Annotated in this window: 18 protein-coding genes; 13 read left to right on the top strand and 5 right to left on the bottom strand. The window is 59.1% G+C overall.

The genetic code is table 11. The features are described from left to right. Nucleotides 1-105: 105 nt before the first annotated feature. The 5 genes from ADG881_RS02125 to ADG881_RS02105 all read left to right on the top strand — a co-directional run bounded on the left by ADG881_RS02125 (nucleotide 106) and on the right by ADG881_RS02105 (nucleotide 3,944). Entirely contained in the window at nucleotides 106-888 is a 783-nt protein-coding gene (locus tag ADG881_RS02125; RefSeq protein ID WP_039925960.1) for a ParA family protein, read from the top strand. Next, complete coding sequence (locus tag ADG881_RS02120) at nucleotides 878-1,285, top strand: YkvA family protein (protein ID WP_007151411.1); 408 nt, start codon at nucleotides 878-880, stop codon at nucleotides 1,283-1,285. Before ADG881_RS02125 ends, ADG881_RS02120 begins: the two co-directional genes overlap by 11 nt. Next, the gene (locus ADG881_RS02115; protein ID WP_007148828.1) at nucleotides 1,278-1,868 is read left to right on the top strand and encodes a DUF805 domain-containing protein; all 591 of its coding nucleotides are present in this window, start codon (nucleotides 1,278-1,280) and stop codon (nucleotides 1,866-1,868) included. Before ADG881_RS02120 ends, ADG881_RS02115 begins: the two co-directional genes overlap by 8 nt. A gap of 408 nt (nucleotides 1,869-2,276) precedes the next feature. Next, nucleotides 2,277-3,071: a hypothetical protein gene (locus ADG881_RS02110; RefSeq protein ID WP_039925958.1), complete on the top strand. Its 795-nt coding sequence runs from the start codon at nucleotides 2,277-2,279 to the stop codon at nucleotides 3,069-3,071. Nucleotides 3,072-3,182: 111 nt separating this feature from the next. Next, nucleotides 3,183-3,944 (top strand): hypothetical protein, encoded by a 762-nt coding sequence (locus tag ADG881_RS02105; protein WP_007149177.1) that lies wholly within the window; start codon nucleotides 3,183-3,185, stop codon nucleotides 3,942-3,944. Nucleotides 3,945-3,974: 30 nt separating this feature from the next. Here the strand turns inward: ADG881_RS02105 and ADG881_RS02100 are convergent, their stop codons facing one another. After that, on the bottom strand, nucleotides 3,975-5,096 hold the full coding sequence (locus tag ADG881_RS02100; RefSeq protein WP_007151490.1) for an alpha/beta fold hydrolase: 1,122 nt from the start codon (nucleotides 5,094-5,096) through the stop codon (nucleotides 3,975-3,977). Between the two features lie 132 nt (nucleotides 5,097-5,228). Between ADG881_RS02100 and ADG881_RS02095 the strand changes: the two genes are divergently transcribed. From ADG881_RS02095 to ADG881_RS02085, 3 genes are all read left to right on the top strand, one after another. Further along, nucleotides 5,229-5,699 (top strand): PaaI family thioesterase, encoded by a 471-nt coding sequence (locus ADG881_RS02095; RefSeq protein ID WP_366140606.1) that lies wholly within the window; start codon nucleotides 5,229-5,231, stop codon nucleotides 5,697-5,699. Beyond that, nucleotides 5,696-6,151, top strand: a complete 456-nt coding sequence (locus tag ADG881_RS02090) for a PaaI family thioesterase (protein ID WP_007148885.1) — start codon at nucleotides 5,696-5,698, stop codon at nucleotides 6,149-6,151. The genes ADG881_RS02095 and ADG881_RS02090 overlap by 4 nt, the downstream gene beginning before the upstream one ends. A 120-nt stretch (nucleotides 6,152-6,271) precedes the next feature. Next, the gene (locus ADG881_RS02085) at nucleotides 6,272-7,384 is read left to right on the top strand and encodes a ferritin-like domain-containing protein (protein ID WP_039925956.1); all 1,113 of its coding nucleotides are present in this window, start codon (nucleotides 6,272-6,274) and stop codon (nucleotides 7,382-7,384) included. Here ADG881_RS02085 and ADG881_RS02080 read toward each other — a convergent pair. Further along, nucleotides 7,366-8,199 (bottom strand): patatin-like phospholipase family protein, encoded by an 834-nt coding sequence (locus tag ADG881_RS02080; RefSeq protein WP_156790312.1) that lies wholly within the window; start codon nucleotides 8,197-8,199, stop codon nucleotides 7,366-7,368. The genes ADG881_RS02085 and ADG881_RS02080 overlap by 19 nt on opposite strands. Between ADG881_RS02080 and ADG881_RS02075 the strand changes: the two genes are divergently transcribed. Then, entirely contained in the window at nucleotides 8,193-9,437 is a 1,245-nt protein-coding gene (locus ADG881_RS02075) for an MFS transporter (protein ID WP_156790311.1), read from the top strand. The two genes, ADG881_RS02080 and ADG881_RS02075, sit on opposite strands and share 7 nt — an antisense overlap. Before the next feature lie 6 nt (nucleotides 9,438-9,443). Here the strand turns inward: ADG881_RS02075 and ADG881_RS02070 are convergent, their stop codons facing one another. The 3 genes from ADG881_RS02070 to ADG881_RS02060 form a co-directional block, all read right to left on the bottom strand. Continuing rightward, the gene (locus tag ADG881_RS02070; protein ID WP_007151238.1) at nucleotides 9,444-10,322 is read right to left on the bottom strand and encodes a DNA-3-methyladenine glycosylase; all 879 of its coding nucleotides are present in this window, start codon (nucleotides 10,320-10,322) and stop codon (nucleotides 9,444-9,446) included. After that, nucleotides 10,319-11,407: a bifunctional DNA-binding transcriptional regulator/O6-methylguanine-DNA methyltransferase Ada gene (gene ada, locus ADG881_RS02065; RefSeq protein WP_232211669.1), complete on the bottom strand. Its 1,089-nt coding sequence runs from the start codon at nucleotides 11,405-11,407 to the stop codon at nucleotides 10,319-10,321. The genes ADG881_RS02070 and ada overlap by 4 nt, the downstream gene beginning before the upstream one ends. Nucleotides 11,408-11,616: 209 nt before the next feature. After that, entirely contained in the window at nucleotides 11,617-12,282 is a 666-nt protein-coding gene (locus ADG881_RS02060; RefSeq protein ID WP_007150371.1) for an OmpA family protein, read from the bottom strand. 139 nt (nucleotides 12,283-12,421) lie between these two features. On the opposite strand from ADG881_RS02060, the gene ADG881_RS02055 reads away from it, so the two are divergent. From ADG881_RS02055 to ADG881_RS02040, 4 genes are all read left to right on the top strand, one after another. Next, nucleotides 12,422-13,240 carry a lysophospholipid acyltransferase family protein gene (locus ADG881_RS02055; RefSeq protein ID WP_007150830.1) on the top strand — a complete coding sequence of 273 codons (819 nt, stop codon included), beginning with the start codon at nucleotides 12,422-12,424 and terminating at the stop codon, nucleotides 13,238-13,240. 126 nt (nucleotides 13,241-13,366) lie between these two features. After that, nucleotides 13,367-14,959 (top strand): FAD-binding oxidoreductase, encoded by a 1,593-nt coding sequence (locus ADG881_RS02050; RefSeq protein WP_007150473.1) that lies wholly within the window; start codon nucleotides 13,367-13,369, stop codon nucleotides 14,957-14,959. 39 nt (nucleotides 14,960-14,998) lie between these two features. Then, complete coding sequence (locus tag ADG881_RS02045; protein WP_007150601.1) at nucleotides 14,999-16,561, top strand: glycerol-3-phosphate dehydrogenase/oxidase; 1,563 nt, start codon at nucleotides 14,999-15,001, stop codon at nucleotides 16,559-16,561. Then, entirely contained in the window at nucleotides 16,561-18,123 is a 1,563-nt protein-coding gene (locus ADG881_RS02040; RefSeq protein ID WP_083787447.1) for an FGGY-family carbohydrate kinase, read from the top strand. Before ADG881_RS02045 ends, ADG881_RS02040 begins: the two co-directional genes overlap by 1 nt. The last annotated feature ends 31 nt before the right edge of the window (nucleotides 18,124-18,154 follow it).

Below are 18,154 nucleotides of genomic sequence, written 5' to 3'. Positions count from 1 at the left end.
CAGTCTGAACGGCAAGTCGTGGCTGTCACTTTGGCACTGTGAGTGGCTTTGCAGGCTGTGTATGATTCGGCAACGCCAATACTTGCTGTTTAAGGAGAACAAGGAATGCGTAGAGTGGTGTTCAATCAGAAAGGGGGCGTGGGGAAGTCCAGTATCACGGTCAATCTGGCTGCGATCAGCGCGTCGGAAGGCAAGCGCACCCTGGTTGTCGATCTGGATCCACAATGTAACGCCAGCCAGTATTTGTTGGGCATGCCGGCGTACAGCAACGGCCACGGTCCGAAGCCGAATATCGGGACTTTCTTTGCACAGACCCTGTCTTTTCGGTTGAAAGAAAAGGATCCGCGTGACTATGTGCATGCCACGCCGTTTGAAAACCTCTTTGTGTTGCCGTCTGACGGCGAGCTGGGGGAAATCGAACATATGCTCGAGTCCAAACACAAGATCTATAAATTGCGTGGTCTGCTAAAAGCACTGGCGAAGGATTTCGACGAAATTTTTGTGGATACTCCGCCTGCGTATAACTTCTATACCTTGTCATCACTGATTGCGGCAGACCGGGTGCTGATTCCTTTTGACTGCGATGCGTTTTCCCGCAAGGCGCTCTACACGCTGCTGGAAAATATTCAGGAAGCCCGGGAAGACCACAATGATGACCTGCAGGTGGAAGGTATTGTGGTGAATCAATACCAGCCTCGGGCTCGTTTGCCGCAGGAGTTGGTGGCGTCTCTCGAAGAAGAAGGGTTGCCGATTCTTGCCAACAAGCTTTCCAGCAGCGTGGTGATGCGAGAGTCCCACGAAAAAGCCACGCCACTGGTCAATATGCAGCCACGACACAAGCTCACCGATGAATACCGTGCGCTGTTCAGGGAAATCAGTGCCGGTTAATCCGTTCCGGGTCGAGGCCCGGCGCCGGGCGGGGCGAATCCTTCGTTCTGCCACGGCCACCCGCTGGCTGGTCCAGGCGGTGTTCAATCGTTCTGACCAGTTCAGGGCCAGGCTGGGAGATACCTTTGCCGACCTGATCTTGCTGGCATCGTTGCTACGGGATTGGGTAACCGGGCGATACCGAACGGTTCCTTGGGGTACCTTGCTAACGATCACTGGCGCGCTGGTTTATTTTTTGATGCCGCTGGACGCTATCCCTGACCCGATTGTGGCGTTGGGGCTAATAGATGATGTTGCCGTGATATCGCGCACGCTTAAACTGACCCGCACGGATCTGGACCGCTACCAACAGTGGCGCAATGAGCAGGGTGATGCCGGGGGAGAAAACAATGAATGACGTCTACGGGGGTGGATCACTCAAGCCCGGTTATCAGGGCAAGGGCATGATTGTTTATGAGCCTCTCTCCGTGCTCAGCCTGCGGCAACGGCTTGGCCGCCTGCGGTTTGCGTGTTACCAGTTTGGCGCTGCGCTGCTGTCGGGTTTGTTGATTGCGCTTTTTCTGTTGTTGTCCGTTGAACTGTTACCGCAGTGGGTGGGTTGGGGCGTCGCCGCAGTGGTGTCGCTGGCGCTGTTGGTCTACCAAATCGGACTCCTGGTGCGCCGTTTGCACGATATGGAAAAAAGTGGCTGGTGGGTCATCCTGGCGTTTGTGCCGTTGGTCAATTTGCCATTCCAGCTTTATCTCTATCTTGGTGATGGCAGCAGCATGATGAACCGCTTCGGAACACCGAATCCACCGGTCAGCACCTTGGTCATGCTGGTGGGCGGTTTGTGCTGGTTTATCAATGTGTTAGTGCTTTTATCCATGATGCTCTTGTTGGTGTTGGGTTGGTTCCTGCCCGACCTTCTGGCGCCTTATCTCGGCCATCTTCCTCAGGGGTGGGCGGAGCCGGTGCAGCAGGGGCTTAACGCCCGATAACTATTAGTCGCAGGCTCCTATTTTTGCTACCTTTTATGCTATTGTCTTGTGATCCAGGTCCGGGGAGAGCGGACTTGGCGATATAAATAAAGCCATAACAAGTTAGGGAACCTCTGAATAACTCCTTGCGTACTCAGTCTTTCAGGCTGGTCCGCAATCTAGGCGCGCTTTTGAAGGTGTATGTCCATCCATCGAAAAAGTGCAACAACGAGTGCGGGCCAGCCTGGAAGACCCGAAGGGCGTGGCCTGAAGCGCACATCTGCTGCGCCTTGCCTCTCGGAAAGGGAACCACCCTGACCATCGAGACAAGACACAACAGCTGCACGCTTCAGGCTCACGCTGAGCATGCAAGGAGTTATTCAGAGGTTCCTTAGTAACAACAAAAATAGCGATTATTAGGGAGTAGCTATGAGAAAGCGTCTTCTGGGGTGTCTCATTGCGATGGTGTTGCTGCCAATGCAGGGATTTGCGTCAATCAGCAATGCGGAACTCGAAGATTTTGAACTGGCGTTGTGGAAAGTCCGCGCCGATTTTCACATGTTGACCGTGATGGTTGGCAGCAAAACCTACATTTCCAATCTTGATGACGCTATTGCCCAGGCACAGTCCGGTATGGCGGCGTTACGCCAGGATGCGGAAGGCAGTGAAGAGCGCGCGCTGGTTAACGATCTGGACAAGAATTGGGGCATTCTAAAAGCGGCGGCCCAGGGTAATACCATGGCCGAGCAAGGTTTTACCAACGCCTACACCATTCAGGATGTGAATGAGCTGCCGACAGAGATGTCGCTGCGGATCGAATCCTTCAACGGCGCCACCGAAGGCCAGTACGATGATATCCGTGAGCTTTCCGCGTACCTCCAGCGCATGACCTCCGAGTACCTGAATATCGCTGCAGACCCGGCAGGTGGCATGGCGTCAGGCTCGGATGAAGGACGTATCGAGTTCAAGGACGCGGTGCCTGAGTTTGAGCGGATGCTGGCCGCGGCGAAAAAGAACCATGCCAATGATGAAGCCATCAGCCGAGCCTTGAACCAGGTCGGCGTCAAGTGGATGTTTATCCGTGAATCCATGGTCAAGTTTTATGAAAATGCGGTGTCGTACCTGATTTATCGTTATACCAACCAGATGGTAGACACCATGAGTCAGGCAATCAGTCTGGCGTCCACGGATGTAGAAAAGCCCAGCTTCGGGCCGGTTGAATAAGGCGGAGCCAGCGATGGCTCTTTTGTGCTGACCCTCGCATGCGTGCGGGGGTTTTTTGATGGTGGCTTGTCTCAAGCCGCTCTTGTTTCAAATGTATAGGGGGAGTTCGGGGTGAATAAGGAAATTCGACATGGCCTGGTTGCGGCGCTGCTATTGGTGTCAGCAGGGGCTCAGGCAGCAATGTCCGCCACGGAATTGGCACTGGTTCAGGCAGATGCATGGCGGGTTCGGATGGGGTTTCATCTGCTCTCGATTCGTGGGGACAACCCGGAAGACCGGGCAGCACTGAAAGCCTTGCTGGCGGATGGTGAGCAACATCTTGATGCGCTGAAGGCGCAAGCCGCGCCCGGCGAGAAAGACACCGCGGCGCAACTGGAGGCATCCTGGGACGCCCTCGATCAACGCGCTCTGGACAACCCGCTGGCCTCATTGGGCTATGCGGACTACAGCGCCATGAGTGAAATCAATACCACCACGCTGGCGGTGGATGCGCTGGTACGCAAGGCGGAAGTCGCGGGCGATGCAACCTACCTGGATATCGCCCAGCTGTCCGTGGCCATGCAGCGGCTGGCCAGTGAGTATGCCGCCCTGGCAGCCTTTCCCTCGGCGGGCCTGAAAACCGGTACGGGCCTGCAGTCCATGGACTTTGGCGCGGAAGCCCGGGCCATCGACGAATCGCTGGTCAGCCTGAAAGACAAATATGCGGGGGATGAGCAGGCCCGTGATGTGCTGGCATTCATCGATCAGCGCTGGGCGTTCGTGCGCAAATCGATCCCCGGCATGGATGACCCGAACACGCAGAAAATCCCGTATCTGTTCTATCGCTATGCCACGCAAATGGCGGAACGGGTGAGTGAGCTGGCCCAGCCATAACGGGCTGATGTTCCCGGCTTGGCGGCGCGGCTACTGCGAGCGCGCCACCAGCCAATCTGCGCTGATGCGCCAGGCGTGGGAGGGGGCTTTTGAACCCGAAAAGACCCCTGCATGGCCGCCCGGTACTTCCTCGAAGCGCTTCTCCTTGCTGCCGACAAGATGCATCACATCCCTTGCTGCGCGCAGGCTGACAATGTTGTCGGTGATGCCGGCAAAGGAAAGCAGGTCCTGCTGAATGGATGAAAAATCCACGCTGCGGCCGCCGATCCGGATTTTCCCTCTGGCGAGGCTGTTGGCCAGAATCATTTTCTCGATGACCTCGCGGACCACCGCACCGGGATAATCCACCATATCGTTGAACCACTGGCCCATGGTCATGTACTCGGTCACGTATTCACGGTCACCAAGGTTGCGGATCAGATCCATGTAAGCCTGTACCACGCCGGGGGGATTGGTCATCTTGAAGCCCAGCGTTAGCAGGTTAGCCGGAATGTGAAATAGCTTGTCGCTGAGCGGCTCCAGGCGAATCTGAAACCAGTCGTGGACCTGCATGGCGGGAATGGCGGCCAGGCCCAGCGCCTTGCCGAATGGTCCACTTTTGTGAAAATTCACCGGGCTGGCAATGGTGATCAGGCTGCGGACAGGCGCATCACTGTGCCCCCCCAGGTACATCAGACACAGCAACCCGCCCATGCAGTAGCCCATCATGTTGATGGTCTCGGTTTCCGCATGGGTCTTTACGGCCTCCACCGCAGAAGGAAGCCAGCGATTGACGTAGGTGTCCAGGTCCAGGCTGCGATTGGCGTTGGACGGTTTGCCCCAATCCACCAGGTACACGTCGTAACCGCGGGCCATCAGATAACGGACCATGGAACGGTTGGGCATCAGGTCATAGGTCCAGCAGTGAATGCCCAGCGCTGGTACCAGCAACAGGGGAATGCGGTGCTTGTCGGCGGAAACCGGGAGAACGTCGTCGTTAAGCGGGATTTCGGCCATCGGCGGGAGGCTGTAATGTCGCACAGCCATAATGCCATCACGATAAATCTCATCCCACGGGCATTTATCCACCTGGATAAAGCGTTGCGGGTGACGCCTGCGCTCCACAATGTGGCCAACGGCTCGCAGGCTGTTCTTTAATCGTGATGTCGCCATTAAAACTACTCCTGAAATGGGCGAAAAATCTGGCAGGGAACATGGCCGTTTCTATGGTAAAACGGTAACACTTGCAGATTAGCCACCAGCCGTTAATCTTGCCCCCGATATCAGCTGGAGACATTGGCCGCCGTGACAGAAAAAACACTGCCGTATACACGCCTGGACATATGCAATCGCTTCCTGGAGTCCGTGCGTCACTCCGTTGTGCTGGGGCTTGAGGTCGTCAGCGCTACTGAAGAATGCGTCCGGGTCCGAATGCCCTGGCGAGACGATCTGGTCGGTAACCCGGAGACCGGGGTCATGCATGGCGGGGCCATTTTCGCGATGATGGATCAGGCTGGGGGGATGGCGATTACTTGCCGTACCTTCCCCACGTTTGAAATTACCCCGACCATCGATTTTCGGGTGGATCATTTGCGTAGCCCTGGAAAAGGCCGGGCTGTGGTGTGTGAGGCTAAATGCTATCGACTCACCACCCATGTGGCTTTTGTCAGTGTAACGACCTGGGAAGAAGAGGGGGATGACGAGCCTATTGCCACCGGGTTGGCAACCTATACGCGACTAAAAATTGACAAGGCAGGCACGGTGGTGGGCCAATGAAAGCATTGAAAACGCTGATCGAAGAGTGCCGCAGTGGCGAGGCAGACTATCAGGCCCTGATCGACCGGGTGCCGTATGCACGGTTTCTGGGCATTCAGGTCATCGCCCAAGGGGATGAGCTGACCTTTGTGCTGCCCAAGCATGACAATGTGGTAGGCAATCCGACCTTGCCTGCGCTGCATGGCGGGGCGGTAGCCGGTTTTATGGAGCAGGCGGCGATTATCTTCATCCTGCTGCAAATGGGCGAGCCCAAAGTGCCGAAAACCATCGATTTCACCATCGATTATCTGCGCGCAGGGTTGTTCCGCAATACCTACGCGGAATGCAGCGTTACGCGTCTGGGCCGTCGTATCGCCAACGTGCACATCAGTGCCTGGCAAAAAAACCGCCAGGAGCCTATTACCATTGCCCGCGCTCACTTCCTCCTCTCTGATGATGGCAGCACGGACTAAGGATCCCGATCCATTGTGTTTAGGCGCCACGGACGGCGCTAATTGTCATATCACGACATTGCTCCCTTCCCGGCATCCGCCTAGCGTTGAGTTATGACTTAGCGCTACCAAGGGATGCCCATGAAAATAACCAAAGTCAGCACGCCGCCTACCCAGGTCAGTATTTACGACAACTGGGATGGGCCAGGCCACGAAGACATCGAAGACAAATTGAGTGCGCAACACGTTGAAGATGTGGTGGAAATATTTCAGACCCCGCTCACGGGCCACTACAACTGGGATTATTCTTCCGCCGATGGCCGCATCCGCAAGCTCTACAAACTGGGCAAAGAGCTCAACTGGAATGCGGACATGGATGTGGATTGGTCCGAGAGCTTCCCCAAATCCGAAGTGCCACTGGATCAGTCCTTCAACCCGTTTCACGGCTGGGACACCTTCGAAGCATTAAGTGAGGATGAAAAGCTGCGTTTTGGCTGGCACAACCTGGCCTGGATGCTCGCGCAGTTTGTACATGGGGAGCAGGGGGCGTTACTGGTGGCCTCCCAGCTGGCCAGCTGCGCGCCCACCTATGACGCCAAACTCTATGCGGCCAGCCAGACCTTTGATGAAGCGCGCCATGTGGAGGTCTTCACGCGTTACCTGCAGGAAAAGATCGGCATTCTCTACCCGGTGAATCCGAACCTGAAATCCCTGCTGGACAAGATTCTGTCTGATCCCCGCTGGGACCTGAAGTTTATCGGCATGCAGATCATCATCGAAGGGCTGGCGCTGGCCGCATTCAATACCTTGAAAATGACTGCCCAGGATCCTTTGTTAAAGCAGATCATTCATCTTGTTATTCGCGATGAAGCACGGCACGTTACCTTTGGTGTCAACTACTTGGAGGACTTTGTTGAGACACTGTCTGAAGAGGAAAAAGAAGAGCGTGCCCACTTTGCCTTCGAGGCTTGTGTGGTCATGCGGGAGCGATTGATCAGCACCGAAGTATTCGAACACTTTGGCTGGGATGTGGATGCTGCCCGCGAGCAGGTATTGTCGTCCACCATCATGGCGCAGTTCCGTAATCTGCTGTTCACCCGGATTATGCCCAATCTGAAACGGATTGGTTTGCTCACCGATTCCGTGCGGCCACGCTTTGAAGAACTGGGCATCCTGCAGTTTGAAAACCTGGTGGACGATGGGCAGATCGACTGGGCCGAACTGTCCAAGCCGCTCTACGGCGAGGCGTCCTGAACCGATTCGATAATCAACGCACCCCCCACCGGCCGGGCCAATGCCCGGCCGGTGGCGTTATAGGCCTGGTGCATGGCCTGGCGCCCCTGTTCCAGCTTGCCGGGCCCGGAGCGAACCAGACCGTCAATGGCAAGGGTGATCAGATTCGGTCGATAAGGGTGATGCAGAGCCTTGCTGTAAGGGCCGCGCCAGGGAGAGCGGGACTGCAAATGGTGATAGAGTACGCGCTCTCCGGGGTAGGTGGCTGCCAGCCCGTGCCGGTCGGCAATGCCGCCGTCCCAGTAGTAGCGCCCGCCAATCCGGGCCGGCTGAAACAGCAAGGGGACGGCGCAGGAGGCATATACCGCTTCCACCAAATTGCCTTGTTGTAACACCTGCGTACGCCGGCTTTTCGCCTGCCAGGCAGAGACCGCCAGCGGGGTGCGGGCATCTTCCACGCGCTGGGTGGGTAGCAGGCCTGCCAGCATTCGGCGAAAAGCCTGACCGGATAACAAACCCAGCCCGGGGGAGGGGTCCCAGAACTGGGATCGATCCAGACCGAGCAGCATGTCTTCGATGGCATTGATGCTGGCGCCAGAGGCCACGCAGGCGCCCACTAGCGCGCCGGCGCTGGAGCCACAGAAACGAGCAGGTGCCAGACCGTGCTCAAGCAGGGCGCGCAGGGTGCCGAAATGGGCAAAAAAACCGAAAAACCCGGATGACATGGCGAGGGTAAAAGGCGCCTCGGCCAGCCAGTCCGCCAGCACCCTCTGATGCGATGCGCCCCGCAGCGGTGCGCAATCTGCCACACCTTGAACCGGAATCTGTAATGTCACAGCTTGACCCTTCCACCGAAATCGCTGGCAAGCCTACCTCGCGGGCCTTCAGTCACACAATGCTGTTGGCGGCTGTGGCGGTGACAGCACTGGGGCAGACGCTGGTTTTTACCCTGCTGCCGTCATTGGGGCGGGCCACTGGTATGACGGAAATGCAGGTAGGGCTGATCATCAGTTGTTCGTCACTGGTGTTCGCCCTGGCCAGCCCAGTGTGGGGCACCTTGAGTGAATCGCTGGGTCGCAAGCGGGTCATGGTGATTGGGCTGTCGGGGTATTCGCTGGGTACGCTGTCGTTCGCCGTGGTGTTTGATCTGGGCCTGCGCGGGGCATTGGTGGGGGGCGGGCTGGTGGCGGCTCTGGTGCTCAGCCGTATGCTTCAGGCCGCCATCATGGCGGCAACCCCGGCAGCGGCCGCTGCGTATACCGCTGACATTACCACGCCGGAGCAACGCACCCAGGGCATGGGCCGCATCGGGGCTGCCAACAATATTGGTACCGTGGTCGGCCCGGTGTCCGGCGGTATTCTGGCCGCCATTGCGCTGGTGTTCCCGCTTTACGGCGTGGCGGTACTGACCGCCCTTATGGCGATCGGCGTGGCCCTGTGGCTACCACCGTCACCACACCGCCCCACGGCACGCACGGTGCCGCTGCGTTCCGTGCTGCGTCACGGGTTGGCCGCCTATGCAGACCCGCGCTTGCGCGACCTGTTGCTGACCGGGGTGATGCTGTTCATGAGCTTTGCATTGATTCAGCAAACCCTGGGTTTTCTGTTTCAGGACCAGTTCCTGATGAGTCCTGCCGAAGCGGCAAGGGCGCTGGGGCTGACCATGATGATGGCCGCACTGACATCGCTGTCGGGACAGTTGATTGTGGTGCAGTGGCTAAAAGCCCCGGCGACCCTGTTGATCGCGCTGGCCGTGCCCAGTATCGGGGCCGGTGCCGTTATTCTCTGGCTGGCGGACACGGAGGCCTTGATGAGCGGGGCGGTGCTGCTGGTCGGGCTGGGGCTGGGGTTTGGCATGCCGGCAATCATGTCCCTGGCCAGCCTGCGGGTGCCCACGGAGGAGCAGGGGCGAGTGGCGGGCCTGGCCAGTGCCTGTCCGGCCTTGGGGTTTATTGTCGGGCCACTGGTGGGAACCGGCCTCTACACCCTGGATCACCGCTGGCCCTATCTGTTGGTGATCGCGTTGCTGTTGCCCATGTCTATTCTGGCCTGGCGCCTTGCCCGCAAGGCTTGAAACGCCTCAGGCTTGCACCTGTAACGACTGCCACAGATGCGCCGCCACCAGCGCCCGCCATGGCGTGAATGCGGCCAGCCAATCCTGGGTCGCTTTCGCAGTCGGTCGCGCCTTCATGGCCAACAACTGTTGCAGTGCTTTCTGCACCGCCACATCGCCGTGCAGGCTGCCATCCAGGTAGCCATACCCTCGTAACAGGGTGTAATTCACACTCCAGGGCCCCAGCCCGCGAATGCCAAGCAGGGCCTGCTCCGTGCTCTGTGCGTCGGCCACTGAGTGTAATGCGTCGGGAAGCAGGGCGTGCTCACAGCAGCACAGTGACACCGTCAATAACGTCTCTGCCTTGCTGGCTGAAAAGCCGACACTGCGCAGTGCGCTGGCATCCAGCTGGTTCACCGCGGCGGCGTCAGGGTAGCAGTGCAGGCCGCTTATTCTCGTTTGCCCCGCCAGCTGAATAAACCGTCGTCGGATTGCGGTGGCCGCGCTGACACTGATCTGTTGCCCGATGATGGCCCAGCTCAATGCCTCGAACGGGGTCGCCGATTGCGGCACACGCAGCCCGCGTTGCCTGTCCACCAGCTGGCCGAGTGGTGTCGCCTGGCCTGTAACCGCTTGTTCGAACGTGTGCACAGCTTGGTCGAGGCCAAGCATGGCGCGAGTCTGTCGGGATAATGCGGTACGGGTGAGTGTCCTGGCCGTGGCGCGGACCTGCCCGGGCTGATTGAAATCCAGAGCCAGCAAGCAGGGGCGGCCATCAAGGGTCACGGCTTTGCGAAGCACATTACTTTCTACCTGCTCGGAAATGGCGTGCTGGTCACGGCCGTGGAAATCGAGGAAAGCAGGCACACTAAAGTGAGGCGGCAAGGCAAGGGTGAGGCTGCTCACGCCTTTTTATTTCCCTGTTCCCGGGCGAGCAAGGCGGCCTTGCGTTCAACCCCCCAACGGTAGCCAGACAGACCGCCGTCGGCGCGGACAATACGGTGGCAGGGCACCAGTACCGCCAGCCTGTTACTGGCGCAAGCCCTGGCCACGGCGCGGGCGGCAGTGGGTCGCCCCAGCGTTTCCGCCAACGCTTGATAGGACAGGGTTTGTCCTGCCGGAATAGCCCGGAGCGCGGCCCACACCTGTTCTTGAAAAGCTGTGCCGCGTATATCCACAGGCAGGGCATCCGGCAGCGGAGTCTGTGTGCCAAGGGGGGCATCAATCAGCGTAATGACCATGGCGACACGCTTCTCGAATGCCTTGTTGCCGGGTAACAGTTCTGCACCGCTGAATTCCTGTTCGAAATCGCCCAGCAGGGCATCCGGATCATCGCCCATGGCAACGGCACAGATACCGTTTTCGCTTTCTGCCACCAGCACGGCGCCCAGTGAGCTGTCAGCAATGGCGACGCGTAGCGCCAGGCCCTGGCCTGCCTGACGATACTGTCCCGGTTTCATGCCCAGGGTTTGCCCGGCGGAGCCATGGAGATGGCTACTGGAATCAAAGCCGGCGTGATGTGCGGCGCGGGTCAGCGGCTGGTCGTCGCGTAACTGTTGGCGGACCCGGCGGCGACGGACGGCAACACCGTATTGATGCGGGGAAATTCCGGTAATGGCCTTGAACTGGCGCTGAAGGTGGGAGGGACTCCAGCCGGATTGCACGGATAATTCCGCCAGTGTGGGTTTGTGTTCCGCCGTGTCTATGGTGCGGCACAGGGCAATCACTGTGGTCACGATGGGCGACGGGGAATCCCCCAGAGGGTGACAGCGACGACAGGGACGATAACCGCTCTGCAGGGCTGCCCTGGCATTATCGAACAGACGAACATTCTCACTGCGTGGACGACGCGAAGGGCAGGTGGGCAGGCAGAAAATGCCGGTTGTAACGACTCCATACACAAAGGCATCACCCGGGATGCACCGGTGTTCATTGATAGCTTGCTGCCGTTGCTGGTCTGCATTCATCGTTGTGCGTTGGCCTGTTCGCATGGGCCCTGCCCCCGTAGTTACGAAGTGAAGTATGAAGGGAAATGAAGCTAACGGGGAGCATGGCGAAAAGGGCGCGGGCGTACATTCGAAATGTTGCGGTTGTATTGGAAAAAGTTGCAGTGGAAAAAACGGGGGCTTAAAACAACGGGGAGGGCGTAAAACAATGGCGGCGAGCCAGGCTCGCCGCCATGCGGGAATCGCTGCTGTGCTTACTTGGTGTAAGGCAGCAGTGTCAGTTCCACGCGACGGTTCTGTTCCCGGCCGCTGGCCGTATTGTTGCTGGCAATCGGCTGGGTTTCACCAAAGCCCACGGTGTCCAGGCGAACCTGCTCAACGCCGTAGCCAGACAGCTTGTTGGATACCGCCTGGGCCCGTTGCTGGGACAGCAGCAGGTTGTAACGGTCGCCGCCAGTGCTGTCTGTGTGGCCGGCCACCTGAATCATGGTGGACTTGTATTCATTAAGCACTTCGGACACCGCATCCAGCACTGGATCGAAAGAAGACTTCACATTGGTGCTGTCGGTGGCAAAGGTCAGGTTGCCCGGCATGTTGAGGATGATGTTCTCGCCATCACGGGTAACGGAAACACCGGCGCCTTCGAGCTTCTGGCGCAGCTTGGCTTCCTGAACGTCCATGTAATAGCCCACACCACCACCGGTAACCGCACCGATGCCAGCCCCGGCCAGCGCACGCTCTTTACGTTCTTTGGCGCTGTCTGAGGTGGCGATACCGATCAGGGCACCCGCTACCGCACCAATTGCCGCACCGGATGTGGCTTTGGAGGTCTGTTTTTCACCCGTATAGGGATTAACCGTGCTGCAGCCCGTAACGGCAATCGCACTCGCCAGCGCAAGTGACCCGGCAAATCGTTTCATGAAAGCTCCTTGGGATTCGATAACATATTGGTTTTTTTACTGGTTTAGGCCTGAATGAACCATAGCGGTAGTGTAAAAGCTGGTAAAGTGCCGGCGTCACGACTGCACCCAATTTGATCAAATCATTACAGGATATCGCTTGGCTATTCAGGATTTTTCTCCACCATCGCTGGCGACCATGGACCGGCTGCTGGCTGTGTCCCGGCACTATTTTGCTCCCCGGTTATTGGGTGCCGACAATGTAGACCCACAGCGCCCGGCGCTGTTTGTGGGCAACCATGGCCTGTACGGCCTGATTGATTCCCCGCTTTTCGTACTGGAGCTGTACCGGCAAACCGGCGTTTTTCCCAGGGCCCTTGGAGACCGGGTGCATTTCCGCGTGCCGGGCTGGGGGCCATTGCTGAAACGCTGGGGGGCAGTGGAAGGCAATCCTGACAATTGCACACAACTGATGCAGGCCGGACAGCCGGTGCTGGTCTTTCCCGGCGGCGCCCGGGAAGTGGCCATGCGCAAGGATGAAGTGCACAAGCTGGTGTGGAAGCAACGTACGGGATTTGCACGCATGGCCATTGAGCACGGCTACCACATTATTCCGTTTGCCTCGGCCGGTTGTGACGAAGCTTACCGCGTACTGGTTGACGGTAACGATTTCCAGCAATCCTGGCTGGGCCGCACTTTGCTGAAGCGCCCACGGCTCGACAAGCTATTACGTGGCGGGGACATGTTCATGCCATTGAGCCGGGGCGTGGGGCCGACCCTGATTCCCAAGCCGGAGCCGCTCTGGTTCCAGATCGGGGAGCCCATTTCTACCGCTCCCTGGGCCGGCAGAGAAGGGGATGCAGAGGCCTGCTGGGCGGTGCGTGAAACCGTCGCGGCCTCGATTGACGGCATGCTGGATTCTCTGAATCAGGAGCGCGCGATGGCTCGCAAGCAAGGCTGGCGCCGCTGGTTGCTGTGACCTGCCCCTGACCGTTGTTGCTCCCCCCAAACCTCCTTTGTCACAAATAGTCCATGCAATGTCCTGCCACGCCAGTGAAAGCCCGGCGTGTCAGGACTACTATGGGGAAAAATAAGGAGTGTATGCATGCGACGCTGGAATGGCTGGGGTGACAGTAACAATCACTATCCGTTGAAACCGTCAGGGCTGGCCTTTATTCAGTCCCGCCTGGGCCGGGCGGAGCCGCTACCGGACGCGGAAATGGCAGCCGTGATTGCCCAGGTGCCGGCGTCCCGGTTGCCGGACCATCCGGGCGTGAAGACAGACCCGGAAACCCGTCTGCGCCATGCACGCGGGCAAAGCCTGCCAGACTGGCTGGCCATGCGCTCCGGCGAGTTCGAGCGATTCCCGGATGGGGTTGCCACACCCTCCAGCAGCGAGGAAGTTCGCGAACTGCTCGATTGGGCTCTGGCCCAGGGCATTACCGTGATTGCCTATGGCGGCGGCACGTCCGTGGCAGGGCATATCAATCCCCCGGATGGCGATGCACCGGTTCTGACCTTGAGCCTGGCGGCCATGGACCAGCTGATGGATCTGGATACGCAAAGCCAGATCGCCACGTTTGGTGCGGGAACACCGGGCCCCAAGGTCGAGCAGCAGCTCCGTGAGCGGGGCTACATGCTGGGGCACTTTCCCCAGTCCTGGGAGCTGTCCACCATTGGCGGCTGGGTGGCCAGTCGTTCCAGCGGCCAGCAATCCATGCGTTATGGCCGCATCGAGCAAATGTTTGCCGGTGGTCGAGTGGAAACGCCCAAAGGTACATTGACGATTCCTACCATTCCGGCCTCATCAGCTGGGCCTGACCTGCGGGAAATCATCCTTGGCTCGGAAGGGCGCATGGGGGTGATCACCGAAGTGAAAGTGCGGGTCACGCCCTTGCCGGAAACGGAAACGTTTCAGGTGGCCTTCGCCCCCGACTGGGATACCGGCAAAGAGCTGGTGCGGCAGATGACCCAGGCGAAGATACCGCTTTCCATGCTGCGCCTGTCCAATGCAGAAGAAACCCGTACACACCTGATGTTGGCCGGCCACGAAAAATTGGTCGGTATTTTGCATCGTTATCTGAATGTGCGTGGCTGTGGTGACGGCAAATGCATGATCACGTTCGGCGTAACCGGCGACAAGGCCCAGGCGCGTCACGTGCTTGCTCAGGCTCGCAAGCGGATCCGTCAGGCTGGTGGCGTCATGGTGGGTACCCTGCTGGGGAAAAAGTGGGAAGAGTCCCGTTTCCGCTCACCGTACCTGCGCCACGGTTTGTGGGAGCATGGTTATGTGGTCGATACCTTTGAAACCGCCGTGGACTGGAACCGCGTGACCCCGGCCATGGTTGCCATGGAACAGGCGGTGCGTGATAACGCGGGAGACGGCGAGCAAGTGCATGTCTTTACGCACCTGTCACATTTGTACTCGCAAGGTTCCAGTATCTATACCACTTACGTGTTTCGCTGCGCGGACAGTTACGAAACCACGCTGGCTCGCTGGCGGGTGCTGAAGCAGGCAGCCTGTGAGGCCATTGTGGCGAACGGTGGCACCATCAGTCACCAGCATGGCGTAGGTCGTGATCACGCGCCCTGGTTGCACCATGAAAAAGGTGAGCAGGGAATGGCGGTGCTGAACCGGCTGGTCGATCACTTCGACCCCCAGCATCGCCTGAATCCCGGCTGCTTGATCGACGACTGATACAGGCACGATTCGCTTACGACCAACAGGAAAAATTTTATGCTCGGCCAACGCCGCACGCTGACAGAACTGGCCACACCCGCCACACAGGGCAAGCCGCAATGGGACCTGATCGTCATCGGTGGCGGCATCACGGGCGCCGGTGTCATGCTTGAAGCGGCCCGTCGCGGGCAGCGGGTGTTGCTACTGGAACAAACCGATTTCGCCTGGGGTACCTCCAGTCGTTCCTCCAAAATGGTGCACGGCGGCTTGCGCTACATTGCCCAGGGCGACATTGCCCTGACACGCCATTCCCTGCTGGAGCGTGAACGGTTGCTCAATGAGTTGCCGGGCCTGGTAGAGCGGGCGACCTATCTTTTCCCGTTGCGCAAGGGGGTATTCCCCGGGCGCTGGCCCATGAAGGCGGTGTTGTGGCTGTATGATTTTCTGGCCGGTATTCGCGACCACCGTTACCTCAACCGGGCGCAATTGTTAGAGCGGGTGCCCGGGCTGCGGGATCAGGATCTCACCGGGGCCATGTGCTATACCGACGCACTCACCGACGATTGCCGCCTGGTCATGCGCACGCTGCTGGAGGGCGCGCGCCATGGCGGGGTGGCACAGAATTACGCTCGTGTCGTTCAGGCAGAGCGGAGCGAAAAGGGGGAACAGGGCTTCTCTGTTACTGTTGAAGACCGGGTCAGTGGTGAACTGTCCACCCTCAAGGCGACTGCGGTGGTGAGTGCCACCGGGGCCTGGGCGGATCGTTTTTCCGGTACCGAGGCCAGGGTGCGGCCATTGCGTGGCAGCCACCTGTTTATCGACCCCGCCGTATTACCGGTCAACGATTGCCTTACGGTGATGCATCCCGAGGATGGCCGGCCGGTGTTTGTCTTTCCCTGGGAAGGGGTGACCTGTGTGGGCACCACGGACCTGGATCACCCCCAGGACATGGATATTGAGGCCGCGGCCAGTGATCGGGAGGTGGTCTACCTGCTCAAGCTGATCAATACCCAGTTCCCCGGCCGAAACGTAACCCGTGAACACATCTATTCGACCATCGCTGGCGTGCGCCCGGTTATCGCCTCAGGCAAGGGTGTGGATCCGTCCAAGGAGCGTCGGGACCATGCGGTTTGGGGGGAGAATGGCATTGTCACCGTCAGCGGCGGCAAGCTCACTACCTTTCGGTTGATTGCACTGGATGCGCTGTTGGCCACCGGTTTGATTGACGATAAAGAGCACCGGCGCAGCCAGAAAAGCAAAGCGCGGGGTTTTGAGCCCATCGAGAATGCCCCCGAAGCGGTGGAGGCGTTTCTGCATGCAGACCAGACGAATCCAGCCTTTATTGAGTGGATTCTGGCCCATGAATCGGTGGTGCATCTGGATGATCTGATGTTGCGTCGCACCCGCCTTGGGCTGCTTAAGCCCGCCGCAGGGATCGCGGTGCTGGCGACATTGCGTGCGCAAATCCAGCAGGCCCTGGGCTGGGATGACACCCGCTGGGACAAGGAGCTGATCCGCTACCGGCAGATTCATCAGCGCTACTATGGCGTGCCCACACCTGCTGGTGCCGCTGCTGAGCCGAACGTTTCGGCCGAGATCCGGGAGAAGCAGGCAGGATGATGGATGAGCCGCTGGTACTGGCGCTGGATCAGGGCACGCAAAGCGTGCGTGCCATGCTATTCAATCGCGACGGCGAGCTGATCGCCCGTTACCAGCAGCATATCGAGCCTTATTTCTCCCACGAGCCGGGCCAGGCAGAACAACATGCCAGCTATTTCTGGGAACAGCTCGGACTCGCTTGCCAGGGGCTATGGGAGCAGCACGGCGCACTCAAACATCAGGTTAAAGCGGTGGCACTGACCACGCAGCGGGCTTCGGTGGTGTGTCTTAATGAACACAAGCAACCGATGCGCCCGGCGATTATCTGGCTGGACCAGCGTCGCACGGATTCCATCCCCCGGCTGCCCTGGTGGCTGGCCGCCCCGGTGACAGTGATGGGGCAGGGGGAAACCCTGCGGCAGTTCCAGGCCAAGGCCGAATGCAACTGGCTGGCCGTGGATGAGCCTGCGCTGTGGCAGAAAACCCGACACTTTTTGCTGCTGTCGGGCTACCTGACCTATCAGCTTACCGGCCAGCTGCGTGACTGCACTGCGTCGCAGGTGGGCTACATTCCTTTCGATTACAAAGGGCGCTGCTGGGCGCCGGCCCATGACCTTAAATGGCAGGCCTTGCGGGTTCAGCGTGAACAGTTGCCGGAGCTGGTGGTGCCCGGCAAACCACTGGGGGCGATCACCGAACAGGCCAGCCAGGCCACAGGCATCCCCGAGGGGCTGCCCCTGATTGCCTGCGGCGCCGACAAAGCTTGCGAAGTGCTGGGGGCGGGCGCGTTCACCCCGGAAATCGGCAACCTGAGTTACGGTACCACCGCCACGTTCAACACCTGCAACGCGCGCTACGTGGAGCCGATCACCTTTGTCCCGGCCTACGGTGCCGCCGTGCCCGATCGCTATAATTCCGAAATCATCGTTCAGCGCGGTTACTGGATGGTCAACTGGTTCAAACGCGAATTCGGGCAACAGGAAGTGCAGCAGGCCGAGACACTTGGCGTGGCACCGGAAACGCTCTTTGAAGCCTTGCTGGAAGAGTCTTCGCCGGGCGCCATGGGGTTAATGCTGCAGCCATTCTGGAACCCGGGCGTGCGCATTCCCGGTCCAGAGGCCAAGGGGGCCATTATCGGGTTTGGCGATGTACACACCCGCGCTCACATGTACCGGGCGATTATCGAAGGCATTGCCTATGCCCTGCGCGAGGGGAAAGAGCGGCTGGAAAAACGTAACCGCATTCCGGTCACCTCCCTGCGCGTGTCCGGCGGTGGCTCGCAAAGTGATGCGATCATGCAGATCACCGCGAACATCTTCAATTTGCCTGCAGTGAGGCCCCACACCACGGAAACATCCGGTCTGGGAGCTGCGATCAATGCGGCTGTCGCTTTGGGCCTGCACCCGGACTATCCCTCTGCGGTGGCAGCAATGACACGCCCGGGCGACACCTTCCTGCCAGAGGCGGCCCCGGCACGCCACTACGACGCCCTGTACCGGGACGTCTACCGCAAGTTATATCCCCGGCTGGCGCCGTTATATCGTTCCATTCGCCGCATTACCGGCTATCCGGCTCGGGTTTAATCACGCCCGGGCTGTCCCCTGTGGTAGGGTC

Source organism: Alcanivorax sp. DG881, assembly GCF_000155615.1.
GTDB lineage: Bacteria > Pseudomonadota > Gammaproteobacteria > Pseudomonadales > Alcanivoracaceae > Alcanivorax.
Note: the sequence above shows the minus strand (reverse complement) of the source record. Positions and strands in the feature narration are given on the sequence as shown.